The organism is Pseudomonas sp. NFACC05-1 (assembly GCF_900100135.1).
Taxonomy (GTDB): Bacteria; Pseudomonadota; Gammaproteobacteria; order Pseudomonadales; family Pseudomonadaceae; genus Aquipseudomonas; species Aquipseudomonas fluorescens_Q.
In genome coordinates, this window is the sequence record NZ_FMTR01000013.1 from 118873 (window position 1) to 143575 (window position 24703).

Sequence of the window (24703 nt, forward strand, 5' to 3'; positions counted from 1 at the left end):
GTTTTTATTGTCTAGCGACAAAACAGGAGCCTGGGCTCTCGGTGGACAACTCACTCCACCGTCACAGACTTCGCCAAGTTACGTGGCTGGTCCACATCAGTCCCCTTGAGCACGGCGACGTAGTACGACAGCAGCTGCAGCGGGATGGTGTAGAGAATCGGCGACAGGATGTCGTGGATGTGCGGCATGTGCACCACGTGGGTGCCTTCGCCATTGATCATGCCAGCCTTCTCGTCAGCGAAGACAATCAACTGGCCGCCACGGGCGCGCACTTCCTGCAGGTTGGACTTGAGCTTTTCCAGCAGCTCGTTGTTCGGCGCCACGGTGACCACCGGCATGTCGTTATCCACAAGCGCCAGCGGGCCGTGCTTGAGTTCACCGGCCGGGTAGGCCTCGGCGTGGATGTAGGAGATTTCCTTGAGCTTCAAGGCCCCTTCCATCGCCACCGGGAATTGCGCGCCACGCCCGAGGAACAGGGTGTGGTTCTTCTCGGCGAACAGTTCGGCGATTTTTTCCACCGTGCTGTCCATCGCCAAGGCTTCGCCCAGGCGGGCTGGCAGGCGGCGCAGCTCCTCCACCAAGGTTGCCTCGACCCCTTTGCCCAGAGTACCGCGCACCTGGCCCAGGGACAGGGTCAGTAACAGCAGGCCCACCAGTTGCGTGGTGAACGCCTTGGTCGACGCCACACCGATTTCGCGACCGGCCTGGGTCAGCAGGGTCAGGTCGGATTCGCGTACCAGCGAGCTGATGCCGACGTTGCAGATCGCCAGGCTGGCGAGGAAACCCAGTTCCTTGGCGTTGCGCAGGGCGGCCAGGGTGTCGGCGGTTTCGCCGGACTGGGAGATGGTGACGAACAGCGAATCGGGTTGCACCACCACTTTGCGATAGCGGAACTCGCTGGCCACTTCGACCTGGCACGGAATACCGGCCAGTTCCTCCAGCCAGTAACGGGCGACCATGCCGGCGTGATAACTGGTGCCGCAGGCCACGATCTGCACGTTGCGGACCTTGGCGAACAACTCGGCCGCCTGTGGACCGAACGCCTGGACCAGTACCTGGTTCTGGCTCATGCGGCCTTCCAGAGTGCGTTGGACCACGGCCGGTTGTTCGTGGATTTCCTTGAGCATGAAGTGGCGGAACTCGCCCTTGTCGGCGACATCGGCACCGTCGCGGTACTGGACGGTTTCACGTACCACGTCATTGCCGTCGAGGTCCCAGATCTGCACGCTGTCGCGGCGAATTTCGGCAATATCGCCTTCTTCCAGGTACATGAAGCGGTCGGTGACCTGGCGCAGCGCCAACTGATCGGACGCCAGGAAGTTTTCCCCCAGGCCCAGGCCGATAACCAATGGGCTGCCGCTGCGGGCCGCCACCAGGCGGTCAGGTTGTTTTGTGCTGATGACCGCCAGGCCATAGGCACCGTGCAGTTCCTTGACGGTGGCCTTGAGGGCGACGGTCAGGTCCACCAGGTCCTTGAGCTTGTGGTTGAGCAGATGGGCGATGACTTCGGTGTCGGTGTCCGAGGTGAACACATAGCCGAGCGCCTTGAGCTGTTCACGCAGGGCTTCGTGGTTTTCGATGATGCCGTTGTGCACCACCGCCAGCTCGCCGGAAAAATGCGGGTGAGCGTTACGCTCGCACGGCGCGCCATGGGTGGCCCAACGCGTGTGGGCGATGCCCAGGCGACCGAGCAGCGGTTCGGCTTCCAGCGCCTGTTCCAGCTCGCTGACCTTGCCCGGACGACGCATGCGTTCGAGCTTCTCGTCGTTGGTAAACACCGCCACACCGGCGCTGTCATAACCGCGGTACTCCAGGCGCTTGAGGCCTTCGAGCAAGATTGCTGTGATGTTGCGTTCAGCTACGGCGCCGACAATTCCACACATGCTATTTCTCCTGGCTGACAGGCGCGCAGATCACAGTAATGCCGCGCGCCTGAATCTGATCGCGGGCCTCTACGGGCAGGCGATCATCGGTAATTAGGGTATGGACGCTGCTCCACGGCAGTTCCAGGTTGGGGATTTTCCGGCCGATCTTGTCGGCCTCCACCATGACGATCACTTCCCGGGCAACCTCAGCCATCACGCGGCTCAAGCCCAGCAGTTCGTTGAAGGTGGTGGTGCCTCGAACCAGATCGATGCCGTCGGCGCCGATGAACAGTTGGTCGAAGTCATAGGAACGCAGGACCTGCTCGGCCACCTGGCCCTGGAACGACTCGGAGTGAGGATCCCAGGTACCGCCGGTCATCAACAGCACCGGCTCGTGCTCCAGTTCGCTCAAGGCGTTGGCGACGTGCAGGGAATTGGTCATCACCACCAGGCCCGGCTGTTGGCCGAGTTGCGGAATCATGGCCGCCGTGGTGCTGCCGCTGTCGATGATGATGCGCGCATGTTCACGGATCCGCTTCACGGCGGCCCGGGCAATGGCCAGTTTGTACTTGGAGACGGTTTGCCCGTTATCGGCCACCAACTCCTGCGGCATCGGCACCGCGCCACCGTAGCGACGCAGCAGCAGGCCATTGGTTTCCAGGGCAGCGAGATCCTTGCGAATCGTAACTTCCGAGGTTTCGAAGCGCTTGGCCAACTCATCCACACTGACCTCACCCTGCTCCTGGAGCAAGGCAAGAATATTGTGACGGCGTTGTGGTGTGTTGCGCTTTGACATGGCGAGGTAAGTTTCGATTCGAAAGATAACGCAACTAATCAAAACCTATTGCAGGGCTATCGTCAAGGCGGGAGAAGAAAAATTCAGAAATCATGAAATCAATGTGGGAGCGGGCTTGCTCGCGAAGGGGTCGAATCAGACAGTACAACGTGAACTGAAACAACGCTTTCGCGAGCAAGCCCGCTCCCACACGGGGGCTGTGGATAACTTAGCTCTTCTTGATTTTTACCGGGCGCTTCCAGCCGTCGATATTGCGTTGCCGGGCGCGCGCCACCGCGAGCTGAGCGTTATCCACATCCTGATTGATGGTCGAACCTGCGGCCGTGCTTGAACCATCACCGAGGGTCACAGGCGCCACCAGCGAATTGTTGGAGCCGATGAACACGTCCTCACCCAACACGGTTTTCCACTTGTTGGCACCGTCGTAGTTACAGGTGATAGTCCCGGCGCCAATGTTGGTGCGGGCGCCGACTTCAGCGTCACCGAGGTAGGTCAGGTGCCCGGCCTTGGCGCCTTCGCCCAGGTGAGCATTCTTCAGTTCAACAAAGTTACCCACATGGGCACGGGCTTCCAGCACAGAGCCTGGGCGCAGGCGGGCAAACGGGCCAGCATCGCTGCCCTCCCCCATGACCGCACCGTCGAGATGGCTGTTGGCCTTGATCACCACGCCTTTGCGCAGGGTGCTGTCCTTGATCACGCAGTTCGGGCCAATGACCACGTCGTCTTCGATGACAACCTTGCCTTCGAGGATGACGTTGATATCGATGACCACATCGCGACCCACGCTGACTTCACCGCGCACGTCGAAACGGGCCGGATCGCGCAGCGTCACGCCTTGGGCCATCAGGCGGCGGGCGGCGCGCAATTGATAGTGGCGCTCCAGTTCGGCCAATTGCCGGCGATCATTGGCGCCCTGCACTTCCATGGCGTCCAACGGCTGCTCGGTGGCGACCACCAGTCCATCGCTGACCGCCATGGCGATCACGTCTGTCAGGTAGTACTCACCCTGGGCGTTGTTGTTCGACAGACGACTCATCCAGTCACCCAGGCGCTCAGCCGGCACGGCCAGAATCCCAGTGTTGCCTTCAGTGATCGCGCGCTGGGCTTCGTTGGCGTCCTTCTGTTCGACGATGGCGGTCACTTGGCCGTCGACGTCACGCACGATGCGGCCATAACCGGTTGGGTCGTCCAGCTCGACGGTCAACAGGCCCAACTGTTGTGGCGCGACATGCTTGAGCAGGCGTTGCAAGGTGTCGACTTCGATCAGCGGCACATCGCCGTAGAGAATCAGCACCGTATCCGCCGTGATGAATGGCACTGCCTGGGCCACCGCATGGCCAGTGCCCAGTTGTTTGTCCTGCAAGACGAAATTCAGGTCATCGGCGGCCAGGCGTTCGCGCACAGCATCGGCACCGTGGCCGATCACCACGTGAATGCGCTGTGGATCAAGTTGCCGGGCGCTGTGGATAACATGGCCGAGCATGGAATTGCCGGCTACCGGGTGCAAGACCTTGGGCAGCGCCGAACGCATGCGGGTGCCTTGACCGGCCGCGAGGATAACGATTTCGAGAGACATGACTGGCTACCAATCCTGGGTGGTCAGCGGCTGCGACCAGATGATGAGTGTCGGGAAAAGAAAAAAGGGTAGCCGAGGCTACCCTTTTTAATCAATCGCACAGAAAGCAGACGGCTTAGCCGCCGAACTTCTTGCGGATCTGCTGGACGGTGCGCAGCTGGGCTGCGGCCTCGGCCAGACGTGCAGCAGCAGAACCGTAATCGAACTCCGCGCCTCGCTCGTGCAGGGCCTTCTCGGCAGCCTTGACGGCTTCCTGAGCGGAGGCTTCGTCCAGGTCGGCAGCACGTTGCACAGTGTCGGCAAGGACCTTGACCATGTTCGGCTGAACCTCGAGGAAACCACCGGAGATGTAATACACCTCGGCTTCCCCGCCCTGCTTGATCAAGCGGATCGGACCCGGTTTCAGATTAGTGATCAGCGGTGCGTGACCCAGAGCGATACCAAGATCACCCAGCTCACCATGCGCAATCACCATCTCGACCAGACCGGAGAAGATTTCCCCTTCCGCACTGACGATATCGCAATGGACTGTCATAGCCATCTGATTGCCTCAACCTAAATTAGCGCCCGTTGCCGGGCGCCGGGATTACAGTTTCTTGGCTTTCTCGATCGCTTCTTCGATGCCGCCGACCATGTAGAACGCTTGTTCTGGCAGGTGGTCGTAGTCACCGTTGAGGATGCCTTTGAAGCCAGCAATGGTGTCTTTCAGGGAAACGTATTTACCCGAGGCACCGGTGAAGACTTCAGCCACGAAGAACGGCTGCGACAAGAAGCGCTGGATCTTACGAGCGCGGGATACCAACTGCTTGTCGGCTTCCGACAGCTCGTCCATACCCAGGATCGCAATGATGTCCTTCAGCTCTTTGTAGCGCTGCAGCACGTACTGGACGCCGCGAGCGGTGTCGTAGTGCTCCTGGCCGATCACGTTCGGGTCCAGCTGGCGCGAAGTCGAGTCCAGTGGGTCAACCGCTGGGTAGATACCCAGGGAAGCGATATCACGGGACAGAACGACGGTGGCGTCCAAGTGGGCGAAGGTGGTCGCTGGCGACGGGTCGGTCAAGTCATCCGCAGGTACGTATACCGCTTGGATCGAAGTGATCGAACCTTCCTTGGTCGAAGTGATACGTTCTTGCAGAACGCCCATCTCTTCAGCCAGGGTCGGCTGGTAACCTACTGCCGAAGGCATACGGCCCAGCAGTGCGGATACTTCGGTACCGGCGAGGGTGTAACGGTAGATGTTGTCGACGAACAGCAGAACGTCGTTACCTTCGTCACGGAACTTCTCGGCCATGGTCAGGCCGGTCAGGGCTACGCGCAGACGGTTTCCCGGCGGCTCGTTCATCTGGCCGTAGACCAGTGCCACTTTGTCCAGAACGTTGGAATCCTTCATCTCGTGGTAGAAGTCGTTACCCTCACGAGTACGCTCACCCACACCGGCGAACACGGAATAACCGCTGTGCTCGATGGCGATGTTACGGATCAGTTCCATCATGTTTACGGTCTTGCCCACACCGGCACCACCGAACAGACCGACTTTACCGCCCTTGGCGAACGGGCAAACCAGGTCGATAACCTTGATGCCGGTTTCCAGCAGGTCGTTGCCGCCTGCCTGTTCAGCGAAGGATGGCGCAGGACGGTGAATGCCCCAGCGCTCTTCGGTGTCGATCGGACCGGCTTCGTCGATCGGGTTGCCCAGTACGTCCATGATCCGGCCCAGGGTCGCTTTACCGACCGGTACGGAGATGGCAGCGCCAGAGTCGACAACGTCCAGACCGCGCTTCAAGCCCTCGGTGGAACCCATCGCAATGGTACGAACGATGCCGTCGCCCAGCTGCTGCTGAACTTCCAGGGTAGTTTCCGCGCCTTGTACTTTCAGCGCGTTGTAGATGCTCGGTACGCTGTCGCGTGGAAATTCCACGTCGATAACGGCGCCGATGATTTGAACGATACGTCCGCTACTCATAGCTGGATCCTCTGAATATTTGAACCGTTAAACCGCGGCAGCGCCGCCGACGATTTCCGAGATCTCTTGGGTGATCGCAGCCTGACGCGCCTTGTTGTAGATCAGCTGCAAATCGCTGATCAAATCACCGGCGTTGTCGGTAGCGTTCTTCATCGCGATCATCCGCGCTGCTTGTTCAGCTGCGTTGTTCTCGACCACCGCCTGGTAGACCTGCGACTCCACGTAGCGAACCATCAAGCCGTCGAGCAGCTCCTTGGCATCCGGTTCGTAGAGATAGTCCCAGTGGTGCTTGAGTTCCTGTTCCGGGGTCGCCACCAGTGGGACCAATTGCTCCACGGTTGGCAGCTGCGTCATGGTGTTGATGAACTTGTTGGATACCACGGACAGACGGTCAATCCGGCCTTCCAGGTAAGCATCCAGCATCACCTTGACACTGCCGATCAGGTCATTGATCGACGGCTCTTCACCCAGGTGGCTGATAGCAGCGACGACGTTGCCGCCGAAGTTACGGAAGAAAGCCGCACCCTTGCTACCAATCACGCACAGATCGATCTCGACGCCTTGTTCGCGGTTTACAGCCATGTCCTTGACCAGGGCCTTGAACAGGTTGGTGTTCAAGCCACCGCACAGACCACGGTCACTGCTCACCACGACGTAACCGACGCGCTTGATGGCGCGTTCGATCATGAACGGGTGGCGATATTCCGGGTTGGCGTTGGCCAGATGACCAATCACCTGGCGGATGCGCTCCGCATAAGGGCGGCTAGCAGCCATGCGCATTTGTGCCTTGCGCATTTTGCTGACCGCCACTTTTTCCATGGCGCTGGTAATTTTTTGCGTGCTTTTGATGCTCGCAATCTTACTGCGAATCTCTTTTGCGCCTGCCATGTAACACCTATCAGGTTAGCAAGCGGGAGCCTTGCGACTCCCGCTGCGGCTTACCAGGTTTGGGTGGCCTTGAACTTCTCGATACCGGCTTTCATGCCCGCGTCGATTTCGTCATTGAAGTCACCCTTCACGTTGATCTTGGCCAACAAGTCGGCGTGATCGCGGTTGAAGTAAGCAATCAGCGCTTGTTCAAAGCTGCCGACCTTGGCGATTTCAACGTCAGTCAGGAACCCACGCTCAGCGGCATACAGCGACAGCGCCATGTCAGCGATCGACATCGGTGCGTATTGCTTCTGCTTCATCAGCTCGGTAACGCGCTGACCATGCTCAAGTTGCTTACGGGTCGCTTCGTCCAGGTCAGAAGCGAACTGGGCGAATGCCGCCAGTTCACGGTACTGGGCCAGGGCGGTACGAATACCACCGGACAGCTTCTTGATGATCTTGGTCTGAGCGGCACCACCCACACGGGATACCGAAACACCGGCGTTCACAGCAGGACGGATCCCGGAGTTGAACATGGCCGATTCCAGGAAGATCTGACCGTCGGTGATGGAAATCACGTTGGTCGGAACGAACGCGGAAACGTCGCCAGCCTGGGTTTCGATGATCGGCAGAGCGGTCAGGGAGCCGGTCTTGCCGGTCACTGCGCCGTTGGTGAACTTCTCTACGTACTCTTCCGAAACGCGGGATGCGCGCTCCAGCAGACGGGAGTGGAGATAGAACACGTCGCCTGGGTAGGCTTCACGGCCTGGTGGACGGCGCAGCAGCAGGGAGATCTGGCGATAAGCCACTGCCTGCTTGGACAGATCGTCATAAACGATCAGCGCGTCTTCACCGCGGTCGCGGAAGTATTCGCCCATGGTGCAACCGGAGTACGGTGCCAGGAACTGCAGCGCAGGAGATTCCGAAGCACTGGCAGCCACGATGATCGTGTTGGCCAGGGCGCCGTTTTCTTCCAGCTTGCGAACCACGTTGGCGATGGTCGATTGCTTCTGACCAATGGCTACGTAGACGCAGAAAATGCCGCTGTTCTTCTGGTTGATGATCGCGTCGATCGCCAGAGCGGTCTTACCGATCTGACGGTCACCGATGATCAGCTCACGCTGGCCACGGCCAACAGGGATCATGGCATCGACAGCCTTGTAGCCAGTCTGTACAGGCTGGTCTACCGACTTACGCCAGATCACGCCAGGAGCAACTTTCTCGACCGCGTCGGTCTCGGTGTTGTTCAGCGGACCTTTGCCGTCAACAGGGTTACCCAGTGCGTCGACAACACGACCCAGCAGTTCCTTACCAACCGGAACTTCGAGGATGCGGCCGGTGCACTTGGCGCTCATGCCTTCAGCCAGAGAGGTGTACGCGCCCAATACCACGGCACCTACAGAGTCTTGCTCCAGGTTGAGGGCCATACCGTAGACGCCGCCCGGAAACTCGATCATCTCGCCGTACATGACGTCGGCCAGACCGTGAATCCGCACGATGCCGTCAGATACGCTGACGACAGTGCCTTCGTTACGGGCTTGGGAGGTCACATCGAGCTTGTCGATGCGGCCCTTGATAATTTCACTTATTTCGGAAGGATTGAGTTGCTGCATTGCTCTGCTGCCCCTTCAAACTCAAGATTTCAATGCTTCGGCAAGTTTCGCGATTTTGCCGCGAATCGAGCCATCGATAACCAGGTCGCCGGCGCGGATGACAACGCCCCCTATCAGGGACTTGTCTTCCTCGACTTGCAGGCGCACTTCCCGGTTGAGTCGTGCACTGAGAACCTTGGCGAGTTTGTCTTGCTGTTCTTGGTTCAATGCGAAAGCACTGGTCACTTCCACGTCTACCGACTTCTCTTGCTCGGCCTTGTACAGGTCAAAAAGAGTGGCGATCTCCGGCAGAAGCAGGAGACGGTCGTTTTCGGCAACGACGTGAATGAAATTCTGTGCCTTGGCATCGAACTTGTCGCCGCACACGTCAATGAACGTGGCGGCCTTTTCTGCGCTCGTCAGTCGCGGGGCCTTGAGCACGCGCTGCATGGTGTCGTCTTGCGACACCGCTGCAGCCAGGCCGAGCATGGCTGACCAATTGGCCAGTTGCTGGTGGGCCTGAGCGTGCTCGAAGGCCGCCTTAGCGTAAGGTCGGGCCAACGTGGTCAGTTCTGCCATGATCGCCCTCGCTTAGATTTCAGCAGCTAGTTTATTTACCAGCTCTGCGTGCGCGTTTTGATCGATTGTGGCACCCAGGATCTTCGAAGCACCGCCAACGGCCAGAGCACCCACTTGGGCACGCAGCGCGTCTTTGACACTGTTGAGTTCCTGTTCGATCTCGGCTTGAGCCTGAGCCTTCACACGGTCAGCTTCGACGCGAGCCTGTTCACGGGCTTCGTCGACAATCTGGGTACCGCGTTTCTTGGCTTGCTCGATGATTTCAGCTGCCTGAGCTTTCGCTTCGCGCAGTTGCTGACCCACTTTCTCATGGGCCAACTCCAGGTCGCGAGCTGCACGGCTGGCAGCGTCCAGACCATCAGCGATCTTCTTTTGACGTTCGTGCAATGCCGCAATGACCGGAGGCCATACGAACTTCATGCAGAACAGTACAAAAATCAGGAACGCAACGGACTGGCCAATCAGGGTCGCATTAATGTTCACGCCAACACCTCGCAGTTACGTTGTCCATCACACCAATCTACTCGAGACATCCGAGTAATTAGCCAGCGATTTGACCAACGAACGGGTTCGCAAAGGTGAAGAACAGAGCGATACCAACACCGATCATGGTCACGGCGTCGAGCAGACCGGCCACGATGAACATTTTGACTTGCAGCATTGGAACCATTTCTGGCTGACGCGCTGCGCCTTCCAGGAACTTGCCGCCCAACAGGCCGAAACCAATTGCGGTACCCAGTGCGCCCAGGCCGATCAACAGTGCAACAGCGATAGCGGTTAGACCAACTACAGTTTCCATCTTTCCTCCCGACTTTTACGTCGTATGGTTTAGGTTTTTTAGATTAAAGCGGTAAAACAAATCGTTTCTCAGCCCGGTTCGGGCTCCTTCCCGTTTGACCGGGAAGGACATCAGACTAGTCGAGACTGGCCTTAATGGTTTTCTTCGTGCGCCATCGACAGGTAGACGATGGTCAACATCATGAAGATGAACGCCTGCAGGGTGATGATCAGGATGTGGAACACAGCCCACGCCCATTGCAGGACCACACCCAGGCCGCTGAGCCACAGCAGGCCGCTGCCGAACATCACAGCGATCAGGATGAACACCAGTTCGCCGGCATACATGTTGCCGAACAGACGCAGTGCCAGAGAAATCGGTTTGGCGATCAGGGTCACGAATTCGAGCAGGAAGTTCACCGGGATCAGCAGGGCTTGGACCAGGATGTTCTTGCTGCCGAACGGGTGCAGGGTCAGTTCGCCGATGAAGCCGCCGATGCCCTTGACCTTGATGCTATAGAAAATGATCAGTGCGAAAACCGAGAAGGCCATGCCCAGGGTCGCATTCGGGTCGGTGGTCGACACGGCGCGGAAGGGGATGTGTGCATCGCCGGAGATAAGGATGGCCAACTGAGGAATCCAGTCGACCGGTACCAGGTCGACGGCGTTCATCAGGAACACCCAGACGAAGATGGTCAGTGCCAACGGTGCGATCACCGGGCTACGGCCATGGAAGCTGTCCTTCACGCTGCCATCGACGAATTCGACCAGTACTTCAACGAAGTTCTGCAGTGCACCAGGCTGACCGGAAGTCGCCTTCTTTGCCGCCATGCGGAAAAGAAAAACGAAGATCAGACCCAATGCGACCGACCAGCCGAGGGTATCGACGTGGAAAGCCCAGAAACCCATTTCCTTGGCTTCTGCTGCGGTGTGGGCAAAGCCCCAGCCGCCGTTGGGTAGCTGACCGAAGGTCAGGTTCTGCAAGTGGTGCTGGATATAGCCCGAAGCGGTTGTCTCTGCCATGGTTGCCTCAAACGCCCTAAGGTCTCGAAAGTCTTGTTCTCATTAGCAGGGGAGCGAACCAGCTAACCAGTTGGGTCAGCACGAAGACGCTGAATACAGCCAGCGGCGCCAGTGGCTTCACACCTGCGAACGTCAATGCAAACAGCACTGCCGTCAAAATCAGTTTCCCCGCCTCGCCGGCATAAAAAGACCGGACGATAGCCTGGGCTGCTCGGGCGCCGGAAAACCGAAAGGCCCTGTGAGCGAAGTAAATATTGGGAAGCAAGGCTATCAGGCCTCCGCAAAGCCCTGAGTATCCGGCGACGACTCCTTTCCATTGCCAGAGCGCCAGTGCGGCGATCAATACAACGGCGAATTGGGCCATCAAAACCGGGAAAACTGCCAGACGATGGAACGGCAAGCGGTTTGGCGTGCGGGTTTCCATCGCTTTTGCTCTCCAATAGTCGGCCGCCATAATTCAATAACTTGGCATAATTTGTGCCGACAAAATGCGCGCAGAGTATAGGGGCGGTTCTGCCCCTATTCAACTGCCAGGTAGTGATTTCCGACTGCGCGCTACAAGAGCAATTGTTTCAGCGAATGTGTGCAAGGACGCCTTGCAGCTCATCGAGGGAGTTGTAGCCAATCACCAGTTGCCCTTTGCCCTTCTTGCCGTGGCGGATCTGCACCGCAGAGCCCAGGCGCTCGGCCAGGCGCTGTTCCAGGCGAGCGATATCAGGATCGGTTTTGGGTGCCTCGACAGGGGCCGGTTTGCCACTCAGCCACTGACGAACCAGTGCTTCAGTTTGGCGCACAGTCAGACCGCGTGCGACAACATGTCGCGCCCCTTCAACCTGTTGATTTTCCGGCAAACCGAGCAATGCACGGGCATGGCCCATTTCCAGGTCGCCATGGGACAGCATGGTCTTGATGACTTCCGGCAACGCAATCAGGCGCAACAAATTGGCCACGGTCACGCGGGACTTGCCCACCGCCTCGGCAACTTGTTGCTGGGTCAGCTGGAACTCCTGCTGCAAACGTTGCAGGGCCACGGCTTCTTCAATCGGATTGAGGTCTTCGCGCTGGATGTTCTCGATCAGCGCCATGGCGATGGCGGTTTCATCCGGCACATCGCGGACCATCGCCGGAATGGTTTCCTGGCCGGCCTGCTGGCTGGCGCGCCAGCGACGTTCGCCGGCAATGATCTCGAAGCGCCCGTTGGCGATCGGCCGGACCACGATCGGCTGCATCACGCCCTGGCTCTTGATCGACTGGGCCAGTTCTTCCAGCGCCTGGGGATCCATGTCCCGGCGCGGCTGGTATTTGCCGCGCTGGATCAGGTCCAGCGGCAGGTGCTGCAACTCGCGTTGATCGACCTGTACGGCCTGCTCTTCCAGCGAACTGACAGTGGGACCACTGAGCAGTGCATCCAGTCCACGTCCGAGACCTCGTTTCTTGACGGCCATGGGGTTTCCTTAAGTTGGCTGGGCTGCAGCGGTGCGTGGGTTACGGCGCTGACGGCGAACCATCTCGCCCGCCAGGGCCAGGTAGGCCAGCGCACCACGGGATTGTTTGTCGTAGGCCAGGGCCGGCATGCCGTAGCTGGGCGCTTCGGCCAGGCGGATGTTCCGCGGGATGACCGTGTCGTAGAGCTGCTCGCCGAAGTGTTCCTTGAGCTGGGCCGACACATCGTTCATCAGGCTCAGGCGCGGGTCGTACATGGTCCGCAGCAGGCCTTCGACCTTCAGGTCCGGGTTCAACAGTTCGGCGATGCGCTTGATGTTATCCACAAGGTCGCTCAAGCCTTCCAATGCGAAATATTCGCACTGCATGGGGATAATCACCCCATCGGCCGCCACCAGGGCGTTGAGGGTCAGCATCGACAGCGACGGCGGGCAGTCGATCAGGATGTAATCGTAGTTTTCCCGGATCGGCGCCAAGGCGCTGCGCAGGCGGCTTTCCTTCATCTGCATTTCCAGCAGCACCACTTCGGCCGCCGTCAGGTCACGGTTGGCCGGCAGCAGTTGATAACCGCCGTGTTCGGAGAAGTGCATGGCCTGGCCCAGATCGCATTCGCCGATCAGGACGTCGTAGATGGAGTTTTCCAGGCCATGCTTATCCACACCGCTACCCATGGTGGCGTTGCCCTGTGGATCGAGATCGATCAACAGCACCCGGCGCTTGGTCGCGACCAGGGATGCTGCGAGGTTGATACAGGTGGTGGTCTTGCCCACACCACCCTTCTGGTTCGCTATCGCGAATACCTTAGCCATTCTTGCTTGTGTTCCCAATCATGCCGTGCGGCGCAGTATCAGCAGATGGCGTTGGCCTTGGCAACCGGGTACGGCCAAGGCGTGTTCGCTATCGAGGTGGAAGTCTGCCGGCAATGCTACCAGCTCATCGGCCGGATGAACGCCCTTCATTGCCAGCCAGCGCGTATCGGCGTCGCCCAGGTGGCGCGTCCAGTTGCTGAAGTTCTCCATGCTGCTGAACGCCCGGGAGATGATCCCGTTGAAAGGCTGTGCAGGCTGGAACGCTTCGACACGGCTGTGGATAACTTGCAGGTTATCCAGTTTGAGTTCGAGTTTGACCTGGGTCAGGAAGCGGGTTTTCTTGCCGTTGCTGTCCAGGCAGGTCACTTGCGAGTCGGGAAACAGGATCGCCAGCGGGATGCCCGGCATGCCACCGCCACTGCCAACATCCAGCCAGCGACCGTTTTCGATGAAGGACATGACGCTGAGGCTGTCGAGCAAATGGCGCGAGACCATTTCATCCGGATCGCGCACGGCGGTCAGGTTGTAAGCCTTGTTCCATTTGATCAACAACGCCAGATAACCCAGCAATTGCGCGTGCTGGGCTTCGGTCAAGTTGACACCAAGCTGACGGGCACCTGTGGATAACTCTTCAGCGTGTTGCGAGGTGACCATCGAACTCAAGCGCTTTGCTCCAACTGGCGGCCCGCGCCGCGTTTTTTCAAATGAATCATCAACAGGGAAATCGCCGCTGGCGTGACGCCGGGAATGCGCGAGGCCTGGCCCAGGGTCTCTGGACGGGTCGCACCGAGCTTGCTCTGGATTTCCTTCGATAACCCGGAAATGCCGGTGTAATCGATATCCACAGGCAGCTTGGTGTCCTCACTGGCGCGCAGACGGGCGATTTCGTCTTGCTGACGGTCGATGTAACCGGCGTACTTGGTCTTGATTTCGACCTGCTCGGCCACTTGTGGATCTTCCGCCCCTTGGCCGGTTACTTCCACCAACCCGGCATAATCGATTTCCGGGCGGCTCAAGAGGTTGAGCAGGTTGTATTCGTGGGTCAGCGGCGTGCCAAATTTCGCGGCAATGGCATCGCCCTGCTCGGTACCAGGGCGAACCCAGGTGCTTTTCAGGCGCTGCTCTTCCAGTTCGATGCCTTCACGTTTCTTGCAGAACGCAGCCCAACGCACGTCATCCACCAGCCCCAGCTCACGACCTTTCTCGGTCAGGCGCAGGTCGGCGTTGTCTTCGCGAAGGATCAGGCGATATTCGGCGCGGGACGTGAACATCCGATACGGTTCCTGGGTGCCCAGGGTAATCAGGTCATCCACCAGTACGCCGATGTATGCCTCATCGCGGCGTGGGCACCAGCTGTCCTTGCCCTGGGCGCGCAGTGCCGCGTTGGCACCGGCCAACAACCCTTGGGCGCCGGCCTCTTCGTAACCGGTGGTGCCGTTGATCTGCCCGGCGAAGAACAGGCCGCCAATGACCTTGGTTTCCAGGCTGTACTTCAGGTCACGCGGATCGAAGTAGTCGTACTCGATGGCGTAGCCCGGGCGAACGATGTGGGCGTTTTCCATGCCGCGAATCGACTGCACGATCTGCAATTGCACATCGAACGGCAGGGAGGTTGAGATCCCGTTCGGGTACAGCTCGTGGGTCGTCAGGCCTTCCGGCTCGATGAAGACCTGGTGGCTTTCCTTGTCGGCGAAGCGATGGATCTTGTCTTCGATCGACGGGCAATAACGCGGGCCGATGCCTTCGATTTCACCGGCAGCGGAATACATCGGCGAACGGTCGAGGTTCGCCGCAATAATTTCATGGGTGCGGGCATTGGTGTGGGTGATCCAGCAACTGACTTGCCGTGGATGCTGTTCCTTGTTGCCCATGAACGACATGACCGGGATCGGCGTATCGCCAGGCTGCTCGGTCATCACCGAGAAATCCACAGACCGACCGTCGATACGCGGTGGCGTACCGGTTTTCAAGCGCCCGACACGCAACGGCAGCTCACGCAAACGATGAGCCAGAGCGATCGACGGCGGATCACCCGCGCGACCACCGGAAAAGTTCTGCAAACCAATGTGGATAAGTCCACCGAGGAATGTCCCGGTGGTCAGCACTACGGAATCGGCGAGGAAACGCAGGCCCATTTGCGTGACGACACCGCGTACCTGGTCCTGCTCGACAATCAGGTCATCCGCTGCTTGTTGAAATATCCACAGGTTCGGCTGGTTTTCCAGGATTTCGCGGACAGCGGCCTTGTACAGGATTCGGTCGGCCTGGGCGCGAGTAGCGCGCACGGCTGGGCCTTTGCGACTGTTCAATACGCGGAACTGAATACCACCTTTATCGGTGGCCATGGCCATCGCGCCGCCCAGGGCATCGATTTCCTTGACCAGGTGGCTCTTGCCAATCCCACCAATGGCAGGGTTGCAACTCATGGCACCGAGGGTTTCCACGTTATGCGTCAGCAACAGGGTTTTTGCCCCCATGCGTGCTGATGCAAGTGCTGCCTCGGTACCGGCATGACCGCCGCCGATGACGATCACTTCAAAACGGGAAGGGAAATCCACCACGCACCTCGTGCCTGCTTAATTCAGGTAATTCGGAAATAGGTCTTGAGCCTGGCCGGAGCGTTTTTCGAGCCAGGTCGGCAAGTATAGGGACTTCCCCTTTCCTAAAGAACCCTTTGCACAAAATTTAACCAGCTGTGGAAAACTCGCGGTTAAAGAAATTAAAAAGAAAGAAATTTATAAAACCTTTGTTTTTATGTTTATTCTTACTGAGCCTCCTTTCTGTGGATAACATTACACAGGCCTTTATTTTCAATGTGTACAGAGATTCGAAACCCTGTGGTCAGGTGGCAATGAGGGGGTTGGATAACCGGTGTAAGCCTGTGGATGAATGGACCTGTTATCCACAGAGGCGGTTATCTTCAGATTTGAGGGGGGTTTATCAACCGACCTCAGTGGCAGTTATTCACAGGGCTTAATCCACAGAAACTCGCCGCGATGGATCACCGCAGCGTCCACAGGCAAGCCGCCATCAATGGCAATCGTTTCAAAAACAGAGAGGAGGAACCGGGTTTGCGTTGGACTCGAGAGGCTTCGAGGACAAACCCGGTTTGAAAAGCGGGGTTATTTACCGATGCAGAAGCTGGAAAAGATCCGCCCCAACAGGTCATCGGAGCTGAAGGCGCCGGTAATTTCCCCAAGGGAATGTTGGGCCTGGCGAAGGTCTTCGGCCAACAACTCACCCGCCCCCGCCAAGGTCAACTGCGCGCGACCGTGTTCCAGGGCGGCGCTGGCATGGCGCAAGGCTTCAAGATGCCGCCGGCGGGCGCTGAAGCTGCTTTCCGAGGTCTGCTCATAGCCCATGCAGGCCTTGAGGTGTTCACGCAGCAGTTCCAGGCCTTCACCCGCCGCCTTTGCGCTCAGGCTGATCGTCACATGGCCGTCGTTGCTGACCTCAAGGACAATCGCTTCCCCGGTCAGGTCGGCCTTGTTACGGATCAAGGTGACTTTCGCGGGATCCGGGCGGACTTCGAGGAATTCAGGCCACAAGGCAAATGGATCGTCCGCTTCCGGTGCGGTTGCATCCACCACCAGCAGGACCCGGTCGGCTTCACCGATGGCCTTGAGCGCCCTCTCAACGCCGATTTTTTCCACCCGGTCATCAGTGTCGCGCAAACCTGCGGTATCCACGACGTGCAGTGGCATGCCATCGATGTGGATATGTTCACGCAGGATGTCCCGAGTGGTGCCGGCGATCTCGGTGACAATCGCCGCCTCGCGCCCGGCCAGGGCATTCAACAGGCTGGACTTGCCGGCATTCGGCCGCCCAGCGATCACCACGGTCATCCCATCGCGCAACAAGGCACCCTGCCCGGCTTCGCGCAGTACGGTGGATAACTCATCGCGCACTTTATCCAGCATGCTCAACACGTGGCCATCGGCTAGGAAGTCGATTTCCTCTTCCGGGAAATCAATCGCGGCCTCGACGTAAATCCGCAGGCCGATCAATTGTTCGGTGAGGTTATGCACACGCTGGGAAAACGCACCCTGCAAGGATCGCAATGCGTTGCGGGCCGCCTGTGCAGAACTGGCTTCGATCAAATCGGCGATCGCCTCGGCCTGGGCCAGGTCGAGCTTGTCGTTGAGGAATGCCCGTTCACTGAACTCGCCCGGCCGGGCCAGGCGACAGCCCAGCTCCAGGCAACGCTTGAGCAGCATGTCCAGCACGATGGGGCCGCCGTGCCCTTGCAGTTCCAGCACGTCTTCGCCGGTGAACGAATTCGGCCCCGGGAAATACAAGGCCAGCCCCTCGTCGAGGACCTGCTGGTCATCACTGAAAAACGGACCGTAATGAGCAAACCGCGGTTTGAGTTCACGACCGCTGATTGCCCTGGCCGCGACACTGGCCAAGGGCCCCGAAATACGGACGATGCCGACACCGCCGCGACCTTGGGCGGTGGCAACGGCGGCAATGGTTTCACGCGGTGCGCTCATAAACCGGTATCCAGACAAAAGTGGCAGATAGCAAAACGCCCCACTAGGGGGCGTTTTGTGTGGTTATCCACAGAGCAAGTTACGCCTCGGCTTTTTTCGCAGCCGCTTCGATCTTACGCGTGATGTACCACTGCTGGGTAATGGACAACACGTTGTTCACAACCCAGTACAGCACAAGACCCGCCGGGAACCACAGGAAGAAGAAGGTGAAGATGATTGGCATCATTTTCATCACCTTCGCCTGCATCGGGTCCGGAGGCGTCGGGTTCAGCTGCTGCTGGATGAACATGGTCGCGCCCATGATGATCGGCAGGATGAAGAACGGATCCTTGATCGACAGGTCGGTAATCCACAGCATGAACGGTGCCTGGCGCATCTCCACGCTTTCCAGCAGCACCCAGTACAGCGCCAGGAACACAGGCATTTGTACAAGAATCGGCAAGCAACCACCCAAAGGGTTGATCTTCTCTTTCTTGTACAGCTCCATCATGGCCTGGGACATTTTCTGCCGGTCATCGCCATGTTGTTCTTTCAGGGCCGCCAGTTTCGGGGCCACTGCGCGCATGCGAGCCATGGATTTGTAGCTGGCGGCCGACAACGGGAAGAAAATCCCCTTGATCAGCATGGTCAGGAAAATGATCGACCAACCCCAGTTACCGACGATGCTGTGGATATGTTGCAGCAGCCAGAAGATCGGCTGGGCAATGAACCACAGGAAACCGTAGTCCACGGTCAATTCCAGACCTGGGGACAACTCTTTCAGTACCGCCTGGCTTTTAGGACCGGCGTACAGAATGGCACTGGTTTCGACTTTTGCACCTGGCGCGGCGGTCAATGCCGGGCCGGTGTAGCCGACGATGTAGTTGCCTTTGCCGTCTTTACGCGTCTGGACGACGTTGTTTTCGCCCTTCTGCGGGATCCAGGCAGTTACAAAATAGTGCTGCAGCCAGGCAACCCAGCCACCTTGAACGGTTTCCTTGATCTGGCCCTTGTCCATGTCCTTCATGGACACTTTCTTGTACGGCTCCGAACTTGTCCACAGGGCGGCGCCCAGGTAAGTCGCGGTGCCGGTGGCCGTGCTGGAGGAAGGATCGTCGCTGGCGTCACGCTTGAGTTGCGCAAACATCGCGCCGGACCAAGGCTGGGCGCTCTGGTTGTCGATCAGGTAAGAGACGGTTACGTCATACAGGCCACGTTTCAAGGTGAAACGCTTGATGTAGTTGACGCCATCCTTGCTGAACTTCAGGTCGACAACCAGTTGGTCCTGACCGTCAGCCAGTTGATAAGTCTTCTTCTCGGCGGAGTAGACCGGGCGACCGGCCGGGCTCGAATCCGGGCCGTTGGTACCGATCAGGCCACTTTGGGCCAGATAGGTGCGCTCGTTACCGTTGTCGAACAACTGGAACGGGATTTCCGGATGATCCTGGCGACGTGGATACAGCGGCAGCTTCAGCTGGGCGACGTCACCACCTTGTGGATCGATTGCCAGCTCGAGCACGTCCGTCTTGATCTGGATGAGATCTTTGCTTACGGCCACCGGGGCTTCGGCGGGAGCGCTGGTATCGCTTGCCGCGCGCGGGATGTCGTCATTGCTGGCAGCATTGTTGCCAACTGGGGCATCCGGCAGGCTCGGTGCGGTATTGCTGGCTGCAACATTCTGAGTCGGCAGGGCAGCCTGGCCATAGTCCTGGTTCCATTTAAGGACCATGACGTAGGACACGATTGCCAGGGCGACGATCAGGATCGTGCGTTTGATATCCATGATTACTCGGCCATCGAAGAAGAACGGGAGGTAGGGATAGGCGGAACCGGGTCATAACCGCCGGGATTCCACGGATGACAGCGACCTAAACGACGAAAGGTCAGCCAGCCACCGCGCAGTAGGCCATGATTTTCTATGGCTTCGTACGCGTAGCAGGAACAACTGGGGTAGAAACGACAGTGACTGGCCATCAAAGGACTAATGGCATAGCGGTAAAACTGGATCGGAACGAGTGCCAGTTTACGCATCGGGACTGTCTACCCCTACAGTTTCGGTGTTGACTGCTGGTACTGGCTTGTTGCGGGCCAGACGTTTCCAGAGCTTGCCGAAATGCTGAATCAATTCGGGGTTTTCTACGTCACCCAAACCTTTGCGCGCGACGATAACAATGTCCCATCCAACCAGTGAATCCTGGTTCAGGCGAAACGATTCGCGCATCAGACGTTTGAGGCGATTGCGCTGAACAGAGAGCTTGACGCTCTTTTTCCCGATAACCAGCCCTAGTCGGGGGTGATCGAGATCGTTACTGCGCGCAAGGAGCAGGAGATTTTTCCCCGGAACCTTGCCGGTAGGGGAGTCAAAGACTGCCTTGAAATGCCGGGGTGTAAGCAGACGCTTTTCCCGACTGAAGTCCTGACTCACCTCCAGTGCCGGATTATCAAACTGCCAGACGCGCACGACCTTTGGCGCGACGACGCGACAGGACGGCACGACCGTTCTTGGTAGCCATGCGAGCACGGAAACCGTGGGTACGAGCGCGTTTGATAGTGCTTGGTTGGAAAGTACGTTTCATGTCGTGTTACCTGGTTCGTCCACAACGGGCCGGAATGGCCCCCGTTTTAAGAGACCGGGGATTCTAGAGAAAGCAAGCCTCTAGGTCAATTTCCAACCAGCGTTTCCTTTAAATAGATATCCGGACGCTTGGGCGGATTCATCACACGACGCTAGATATAGAAATAAAGAAGGGAATTATTTAAAGCTTTTCTGTAAAGCTTATAAAAGCAAGGCCGCCACCTGTCTGTGGATAACCATGCTCAGGCCTTGTAGCACGCCATGTACAGAGAATGACAACTACAGGGGAAAGCAGTGGCCAGCCTGTGCTGCGCTGTCGGATAAGCTGTGTGTGGAAAGCCATGTTATCCACAGGCCGGTTATCCACCGACTTTCGCCCCCACTTGTGCAACGACCTCAGGCCGGGTTATCCACAGAGCTTATCCACTGACCGCCCGTCGTCTTTCTCGCGGTTAACGCATTGATAAATCATGGGCAATCAGCAAGCTGCATGTGGATAAGTGGGCGTCTGCTCGCTACAATGGCCGCTTGTTTTTGCCTCACCGGCTTTCAACTTAGGGGATATCCGTGTCAGTGGAACTTTGGCAGCAGTGCGTGGAGCTTTTGCGCGATGAGCTGCCTGCCCAACAATTCAACACTTGGATCCGTCCACTACAGGTCGAAGCCGAAGGCGACGAGTTGCGTGTCTATGCACCGAACCGTTTCGTTCTCGACTGGGTCAACGAAAAGTACCTGGGCCGGGTCATGGAACTGCTCGACGAGCATGGCAATGGCATGGCGCCTGCGTTGTCCTTATTAATAGGCAGCAAGCGCAGCTCGGCACCGCGCGCCGCACCCAATGCGCCGCTGGCCGCCGCAGCGTCACAGGCCCAGCAGGCTGCAACGGCACCGGTTAACAACCATGCCGCCCCGGCACCCGCGCCTGCCCCGAGCAAACGCAGCGCACAAAAGGTCGCCGAGGTCAGCGAAGAGCCCTCCCGGGACAGCTTCGACCCCATGGCCGGTGCCAGCTCCCAGCAGGCGCCGGTGCGTGCCGAACAGCGCACCGTCCAGGTCGAAGGTGCGCTCAAGCACACCAGCTACCTGAATCGGACCTTTACCTTCGAGAATTTCGTCGAAGGTAAATCCAACCAACTGGCTCGCGCTGCGGCCTGGCAGGTCGCGGATAACCCCAAGCATGGCTACAACCCGCTGTTCCTTTATGGTGGCGTAGGCTTGGGTAAGACCCACTTGATGCATGCGGTGGGCAACCACCTATTAAAGAAGAACCCGAATGCCAAGGTCGTGTACCTGCATTCCGAGCGTTTCGTGGCCGACATGGTCAAGGCGCTGCAGCTGAACGCGATCAACGAGTTCAAGCGTTTCTACCGTTCGGTGGACGCTCTGCTGATCGACGATATTCAGTTCTTCGCCCGCAAGGAACGTTCCCAGGAAGAGTTTTTCCACACCTTCAACGCATTGCTTGAAGGCGGGCAGCAGGTCATTCTCACCAGTGACCGCTACCCGAAAGAAATCGAAGGCCTTGAAGAACGTCTCAAGTCGCGTTTCGGCTGGGGCCTGACGGTGGCCGTCGAGCCGCCCGAGCTGGAAACCCGGGTCGCGATCCTGATGAAGAAAGCCGACCAGGCCAAGGTCGAGCTGCCTCACGACGCCGCATTCTTCATCGCCCAGCGTATCCGCTCCAACGTGCGTGAGCTCGAAGGTGCCCTCAAGCGGGTGATCGCTCACTCGCACTTCATGGGCCGCGACATCACCATCGAGTTGATTCGCGAATCCTTGAAGGACTTGTTGGCGCTTCAGGACAAATTGGTTTCTGTGGATAACATTCAGCGAACCGTTGCGGAATACTACAAAATCAAGATTTCCGACCTGCTGTCCAAACGCCGTTCGCGTTCGGTAGCACGTCCGCGTCAGGTGGCCATGGCCCTGTCCAAGGAACTGACCAACCACAGCCTGCCGGAAATCGGCGATGTGTTTGGCGGACGCGACCACACCACCGTGCTGCACGCCTGCCGCAAGATCAACGAACTTAAGGAATCCGACGCGGACATCCGCGAGGACTACAAGAACCTGCTGCGTACACTGACCACTTGATGACCACCAGCGCAGCTTATTAAGGCAAGGGACTAGACCATGCATTTCACCATTCAACGCGAAGCCCTGTTGAAACCCCTGCAACTGGTCGCAGGCGTCGTCGAACGCCGCCAGACCTTGCCGGTACTTTCCAACGTGCTGCTGGTTGTCGAAGGCCAGCAATTGTCGCTGACCGGTACCGACCTGGAAGTCGAGCTGGTCGGTCGTGTGCAACTTGAAGAACCGGCTGATCCGGGTTCCATCACCGTGCCGGCGCGCAAGCTGATGGACATCTGCAAGAGCCTGCCCAACGACGCGCTGATCGACATCAAGGTCGATGAGCAGAAGCTCGTGGTCAAGGCCGGTCGCAGTCGCTTCACCTTGTCGACCCTGCCGGCCAACGATTTCCCGACCGTGGAAGAAGGCCCAGGTTCGCTGACCTGCAGCCTGGACCAGAGCAAATTGCGTCGCCTGATCGAACGCACCAGTTTCGCCATGGCCCAGCAGGACGTGCGTTATTACCTCAACGGCATGCTCCTGGAGGTTTCCGCCGGCGTCATCCGCGCCGTTGCCACCGACGGGCATCGCCTGGCCATGTGCTCGATGCAGGCCGATATCGGTCAGCCGGATCGCCACCAGGTGATCGTGCCGCGCAAAGGTATCCTGGAACTGGCCCGCCTGCTGACCGAGCCGGACGGCAACGTCAGCATCGTGTTGGGCCAGCACCACATCCGCGCCACCACCGGTGAGTTCACCTTCACCTCGAAGCTGGTCGACGGCAAGTTCCCTGACTACGAGCGCGTGCTGCCAAAAGGCGGTGACAAGCTGGTGTTGGGCGATCGCCAGGCCCTGCGCGAAGCCTTCAGCCGTACCGCGATCCTGTCTAACGAGAAGTACCGTGGCATCCGTCTGCAACTGGCCAATGGTCAGCTGAAGATCCAGGCGAACAACCCGGAGCAGGAAGAAGCGGAAGAAGAAGTAGGCGTTGAGTACAACGGCGGCTCCCTGGAAATCGGCTTCAACGTCAGCTACCTGCTCGACGTGCTGGGCGTGATGACCACCGAGCAAGTGCGTCTGATCCTGTCCGACTCCAACAGCAGTGCGCTGGTGCAAGAGTCTGATAACGACGATTCGGCTTACGTTGTCATGCCGATGCGTCTGTAATCATGCCCAGCAGAAGCTAGATGTCCTTAAGTCGCGTCTCGGTCACCGCGGTGCGCAATCTGCACCCGGTGACCTTCTCCCCCTCCCCCCGCATCAATATCCTTTACGGCGCCAACGGCAGCGGCAAAACCAGCGTCCTGGAAGCCGTGCACCTGCTGGGGCTTGCCCGTTCGTTTCGCAGCACCCGCCTGTTACCGGTCATCCAGTACGATCAACTGGCGTGCACGGTGTTCGGGCAGGTGGAGCTGGCAGAAGGCGGCCATAGCGCCCTGGGGATCTCGCGGGACCGGCAGGGCGAGTTCCAGATCCGCATCGATGGGCAGAACGCTCGCAGCGCTGCTCAGCTGGCCGAGATCCTGCCATTGCAGTTGATCAACCCGGACAGCTTCCGTCTGTTGGAGGGCGCACCGAAGATTCGTCGGCAATTTCTCGACTGGGGCGTGTTCCACGTGGAACCGCGCTTCATGGCGACTTGGCAGCGCTTGCAGAAGGCGCTGCGCCAGCGAAACTCTTGGCTGCGACATGGTACACTTGACGCCGTTTCGCAAGCGGTTTGGGACAGGGAACTGTGCCAGGCCAGCGCTGAAATCGATGAATACCGCCGCGCTTACATCAAAGCCTTGAAACCGGTCTTCGAGCAGACCTTGAGCGAACTGGTTGAGCTTGAGGGCCTGACGCTCAGCTATTACCGAGGCTGGGACAAGGACCGGGAATTGAGCACCGTGCTGGCTGGCTCGTTGCAGCGGGACCAGCAGATGGGCCATACCCAGGCTGGACCGCAACGCGCTGACTTGCGCCTCAGATTGGGCGCGCATAATGCCGCGGACATCTTGTCCCGGGGGCAGCAGAAGTTGGTGGTGTGTGCCTTGCGTATCGCCCAAGGGCACCTGGTCAGCCAAGCCCGGCGCGGTCAGTGTATTTATCTGGTGGATGACTTGCCGTCCGAGTTGGACGAAGCCCACCGTCGCGCGCTTTGCCGCTTGTTGGAAGACTTACGCTGCCAGGTGTTCATCACCTGTGTAGACCACGAATTATTGAGGGAAGGCTGGCAGACGGAAACGCCAGTCGCCCTGTTCCACGTGGAACAGGGCCGTATCACCCAGACCCACGACCATCGGGAGTGAAG

Annotated in this window: 24 protein-coding genes; 3 read left to right on the plus strand and 21 right to left on the minus strand. The window is 58.6% G+C overall.

Annotation, left to right across the window (positions count from 1 at the left end; genetic code table 11):
* Positions 1-50: 50 nt before the first annotated feature.
* The 21 genes from glmS to rpmH form a co-directional block, all read right to left on the minus strand.
* Positions 51-1883 carry a glutamine--fructose-6-phosphate transaminase (isomerizing) gene (gene glmS / locus BLO97_RS19315; RefSeq protein WP_092347414.1) on the minus strand — a complete coding sequence of 611 codons (1833 nt, stop codon included), beginning with the start codon at positions 1881-1883 and terminating at the stop codon, positions 51-53.
* A 1-nt stretch (position 1884) separates the two neighbouring features.
* Positions 1885-2661, minus strand: coding sequence for a DeoR/GlpR family DNA-binding transcription regulator (locus BLO97_RS19320; protein ID WP_060739917.1), 777 nt, complete (start codon positions 2659-2661; stop codon positions 1885-1887).
* A 208-nt stretch (positions 2662-2869) separates the two neighbouring features.
* Positions 2870-4237 (minus strand): bifunctional UDP-N-acetylglucosamine diphosphorylase/glucosamine-1-phosphate N-acetyltransferase GlmU, encoded by a 1368-nt coding sequence (gene glmU / locus BLO97_RS19325; protein ID WP_092221092.1) that lies wholly within the window; start codon positions 4235-4237, stop codon positions 2870-2872.
* A 115-nt stretch (positions 4238-4352) separates the two neighbouring features.
* Positions 4353-4778, minus strand: a complete 426-nt coding sequence (locus BLO97_RS19330) for a F0F1 ATP synthase subunit epsilon (protein ID WP_003207087.1) — start codon at positions 4776-4778, stop codon at positions 4353-4355.
* A 45-nt stretch (positions 4779-4823) separates the two neighbouring features.
* Positions 4824-6200: a F0F1 ATP synthase subunit beta gene (gene atpD, locus BLO97_RS19335; protein ID WP_014340987.1), complete on the minus strand. Its 1377-nt coding sequence runs from the start codon at positions 6198-6200 to the stop codon at positions 4824-4826.
* 27 nt (positions 6201-6227) lie between these two features.
* Positions 6228-7088: a F0F1 ATP synthase subunit gamma gene (atpG, locus tag BLO97_RS19340; protein WP_063323660.1), complete on the minus strand. Its 861-nt coding sequence runs from the start codon at positions 7086-7088 to the stop codon at positions 6228-6230.
* Between the two features lie 50 nt (positions 7089-7138).
* On the minus strand, positions 7139-8683 hold the full coding sequence (atpA, locus tag BLO97_RS19345) for a F0F1 ATP synthase subunit alpha (protein WP_092347417.1): 1545 nt from the start codon (positions 8681-8683) through the stop codon (positions 7139-7141).
* A 21-nt stretch (positions 8684-8704) separates the two neighbouring features.
* Positions 8705-9241, minus strand: a complete 537-nt coding sequence (locus BLO97_RS19350; protein ID WP_003207094.1) for a F0F1 ATP synthase subunit delta — start codon at positions 9239-9241, stop codon at positions 8705-8707.
* Positions 9242-9253: 12 nt separating this feature from the next.
* Complete coding sequence (locus tag BLO97_RS19355) at positions 9254-9724, minus strand: F0F1 ATP synthase subunit B (protein WP_047230097.1); 471 nt, start codon at positions 9722-9724, stop codon at positions 9254-9256.
* Between the two features lie 58 nt (positions 9725-9782).
* Positions 9783-10040, minus strand: coding sequence for a F0F1 ATP synthase subunit C (atpE, locus tag BLO97_RS19360; protein WP_003097235.1), 258 nt, complete (start codon positions 10038-10040; stop codon positions 9783-9785).
* Positions 10041-10171: 131 nt separating this feature from the next.
* On the minus strand, positions 10172-11041 hold the full coding sequence (gene atpB, locus BLO97_RS19365; protein WP_063323659.1) for a F0F1 ATP synthase subunit A: 870 nt from the start codon (positions 11039-11041) through the stop codon (positions 10172-10174).
* 16 nt (positions 11042-11057) lie between these two features.
* Positions 11058-11465: a F0F1 ATP synthase subunit I gene (locus BLO97_RS19370; RefSeq protein WP_063323658.1), complete on the minus strand. Its 408-nt coding sequence runs from the start codon at positions 11463-11465 to the stop codon at positions 11058-11060.
* 148 nt (positions 11466-11613) lie between these two features.
* Positions 11614-12486, minus strand: coding sequence for a ParB/RepB/Spo0J family partition protein (locus BLO97_RS19375; protein ID WP_003207098.1), 873 nt, complete (start codon positions 12484-12486; stop codon positions 11614-11616).
* A 9-nt stretch (positions 12487-12495) separates the two neighbouring features.
* Positions 12496-13293 (minus strand): ParA family protein, encoded by a 798-nt coding sequence (locus tag BLO97_RS19380; RefSeq protein ID WP_003207100.1) that lies wholly within the window; start codon positions 13291-13293, stop codon positions 12496-12498.
* Between the two features lie 18 nt (positions 13294-13311).
* Positions 13312-13947, minus strand: coding sequence for a 16S rRNA (guanine(527)-N(7))-methyltransferase RsmG (rsmG, locus tag BLO97_RS19385; protein WP_170845928.1), 636 nt, complete (start codon positions 13945-13947; stop codon positions 13312-13314).
* A 5-nt stretch (positions 13948-13952) separates the two neighbouring features.
* Positions 13953-15851 (minus strand): tRNA uridine-5-carboxymethylaminomethyl(34) synthesis enzyme MnmG, encoded by a 1899-nt coding sequence (mnmG, locus tag BLO97_RS19390; protein WP_092347420.1) that lies wholly within the window; start codon positions 15849-15851, stop codon positions 13953-13955.
* Between the two features lie 564 nt (positions 15852-16415).
* Positions 16416-17786 carry a tRNA uridine-5-carboxymethylaminomethyl(34) synthesis GTPase MnmE gene (gene mnmE / locus BLO97_RS19400; protein ID WP_092147509.1) on the minus strand — a complete coding sequence of 457 codons (1371 nt, stop codon included), beginning with the start codon at positions 17784-17786 and terminating at the stop codon, positions 16416-16418.
* Positions 17787-17865: 79 nt separating this feature from the next.
* Entirely contained in the window at positions 17866-19548 is a 1683-nt protein-coding gene (gene yidC, locus BLO97_RS19405; RefSeq protein WP_063323654.1) for a membrane protein insertase YidC, read from the minus strand.
* Between the two features lie 2 nt (positions 19549-19550).
* A complete protein-coding gene (gene yidD / locus BLO97_RS19410) occupies positions 19551-19796 on the minus strand; it encodes a membrane protein insertion efficiency factor YidD (protein WP_010465488.1) in 246 nt (81 codons plus the stop codon).
* On the minus strand, positions 19789-20190 hold the full coding sequence (gene rnpA, locus BLO97_RS19415) for a ribonuclease P protein component (protein ID WP_003207107.1): 402 nt from the start codon (positions 20188-20190) through the stop codon (positions 19789-19791). The genes yidD and rnpA overlap by 8 nt, the downstream gene beginning before the upstream one ends.
* Positions 20191-20206: 16 nt before the next feature.
* On the minus strand, positions 20207-20341 hold the full coding sequence (rpmH, locus tag BLO97_RS19420) for a 50S ribosomal protein L34 (protein WP_003213577.1): 135 nt from the start codon (positions 20339-20341) through the stop codon (positions 20207-20209).
* A gap of 566 nt (positions 20342-20907) precedes the next feature.
* On the opposite strand from rpmH, the gene dnaA reads away from it, so the two are divergent.
* The 3 genes from dnaA to recF are packed head-to-tail and all read left to right on the plus strand — an operon-like array spanning position 20908 to position 24701.
* Positions 20908-22434, plus strand: a complete 1527-nt coding sequence (dnaA, locus tag BLO97_RS19425; RefSeq protein WP_092147503.1) for a chromosomal replication initiator protein DnaA — start codon at positions 20908-20910, stop codon at positions 22432-22434.
* Between the two features lie 39 nt (positions 22435-22473).
* Complete coding sequence (gene dnaN, locus BLO97_RS19430) at positions 22474-23577, plus strand: DNA polymerase III subunit beta (protein WP_003196145.1); 1104 nt, start codon at positions 22474-22476, stop codon at positions 23575-23577.
* 20 nt (positions 23578-23597) lie between these two features.
* Positions 23598-24701 carry a DNA replication/repair protein RecF gene (gene recF, locus BLO97_RS19435; RefSeq protein WP_063323653.1) on the plus strand — a complete coding sequence of 368 codons (1104 nt, stop codon included), beginning with the start codon at positions 23598-23600 and terminating at the stop codon, positions 24699-24701.
* The last annotated feature ends 2 nt before the right edge of the window (positions 24702-24703 follow it).

What these genes read in the sequence shown, in the direction of transcription:
- atpD (WP_014340987.1), bottom strand. Translation starts at nt 6,200, where the DNA reads ATGAGTAGCGGACGTATCGTTCAAATCATCGGCGCCGTTATCGACGTG.
- mnmE (WP_092147509.1), bottom strand. Translation starts at nt 17,786, where the DNA reads ATGAGCGCACCGCGTGAAACCATTGCCGCCGTTGCCACCGCCCAAGGT.
- BLO97_RS19350 (WP_003207094.1), bottom strand. Translation starts at nt 9,241, where the DNA reads ATGGCAGAACTGACCACGTTGGCCCGACCTTACGCTAAGGCGGCCTTC.
- BLO97_RS19320 (WP_060739917.1), bottom strand. Translation starts at nt 2,661, where the DNA reads ATGTCAAAGCGCAACACACCACAACGCCGTCACAATATTCTTGCCTTG.
- BLO97_RS19370 (WP_063323658.1), bottom strand. Translation starts at nt 11,465, where the DNA reads ATGGAAACCCGCACGCCAAACCGCTTGCCGTTCCATCGTCTGGCAGTT.
- atpB (WP_063323659.1), bottom strand. Translation starts at nt 11,041, where the DNA reads ATGGCAGAGACAACCGCTTCGGGCTATATCCAGCACCACTTGCAGAAC.
- atpG (WP_063323660.1), bottom strand. Translation starts at nt 7,088, where the DNA reads ATGGCAGGCGCAAAAGAGATTCGCAGTAAGATTGCGAGCATCAAAAGC.
- atpA (WP_092347417.1), bottom strand. Translation starts at nt 8,683, where the DNA reads ATGCAGCAACTCAATCCTTCCGAAATAAGTGAAATTATCAAGGGCCGC.
- yidD (WP_010465488.1), bottom strand. Translation starts at nt 19,796, where the DNA reads ATGCGTAAACTGGCACTCGTTCCGATCCAGTTTTACCGCTATGCCATT.
- recF (WP_063323653.1), top strand. Translation starts at nt 23,598, where the DNA reads ATGTCCTTAAGTCGCGTCTCGGTCACCGCGGTGCGCAATCTGCACCCG.
- dnaN (WP_003196145.1), top strand. Translation starts at nt 22,474, where the DNA reads ATGCATTTCACCATTCAACGCGAAGCCCTGTTGAAACCCCTGCAACTG.
- rsmG (WP_170845928.1), bottom strand. Translation starts at nt 13,947, where the DNA reads ATGGTCACCTCGCAACACGCTGAAGAGTTATCCACAGGTGCCCGTCAG.
- glmU (WP_092221092.1), bottom strand. Translation starts at nt 4,237, where the DNA reads ATGTCTCTCGAAATCGTTATCCTCGCGGCCGGTCAAGGCACCCGCATG.
- BLO97_RS19380 (WP_003207100.1), bottom strand. Translation starts at nt 13,293, where the DNA reads ATGGCTAAGGTATTCGCGATAGCGAACCAGAAGGGTGGTGTGGGCAAG.
- rpmH (WP_003213577.1), bottom strand. Translation starts at nt 20,341, where the DNA reads ATGAAACGTACTTTCCAACCAAGCACTATCAAACGCGCTCGTACCCAC.
- BLO97_RS19330 (WP_003207087.1), bottom strand. Translation starts at nt 4,778, where the DNA reads ATGGCTATGACAGTCCATTGCGATATCGTCAGTGCGGAAGGGGAAATC.
- yidC (WP_063323654.1), bottom strand. Translation starts at nt 19,548, where the DNA reads ATGGATATCAAACGCACGATCCTGATCGTCGCCCTGGCAATCGTGTCC.
- BLO97_RS19375 (WP_003207098.1), bottom strand. Translation starts at nt 12,486, where the DNA reads ATGGCCGTCAAGAAACGAGGTCTCGGACGTGGACTGGATGCACTGCTC.
- atpE (WP_003097235.1), bottom strand. Translation starts at nt 10,040, where the DNA reads ATGGAAACTGTAGTTGGTCTAACCGCTATCGCTGTTGCACTGTTGATC.
- glmS (WP_092347414.1), bottom strand. Translation starts at nt 1,883, where the DNA reads ATGTGTGGAATTGTCGGCGCCGTAGCTGAACGCAACATCACAGCAATC.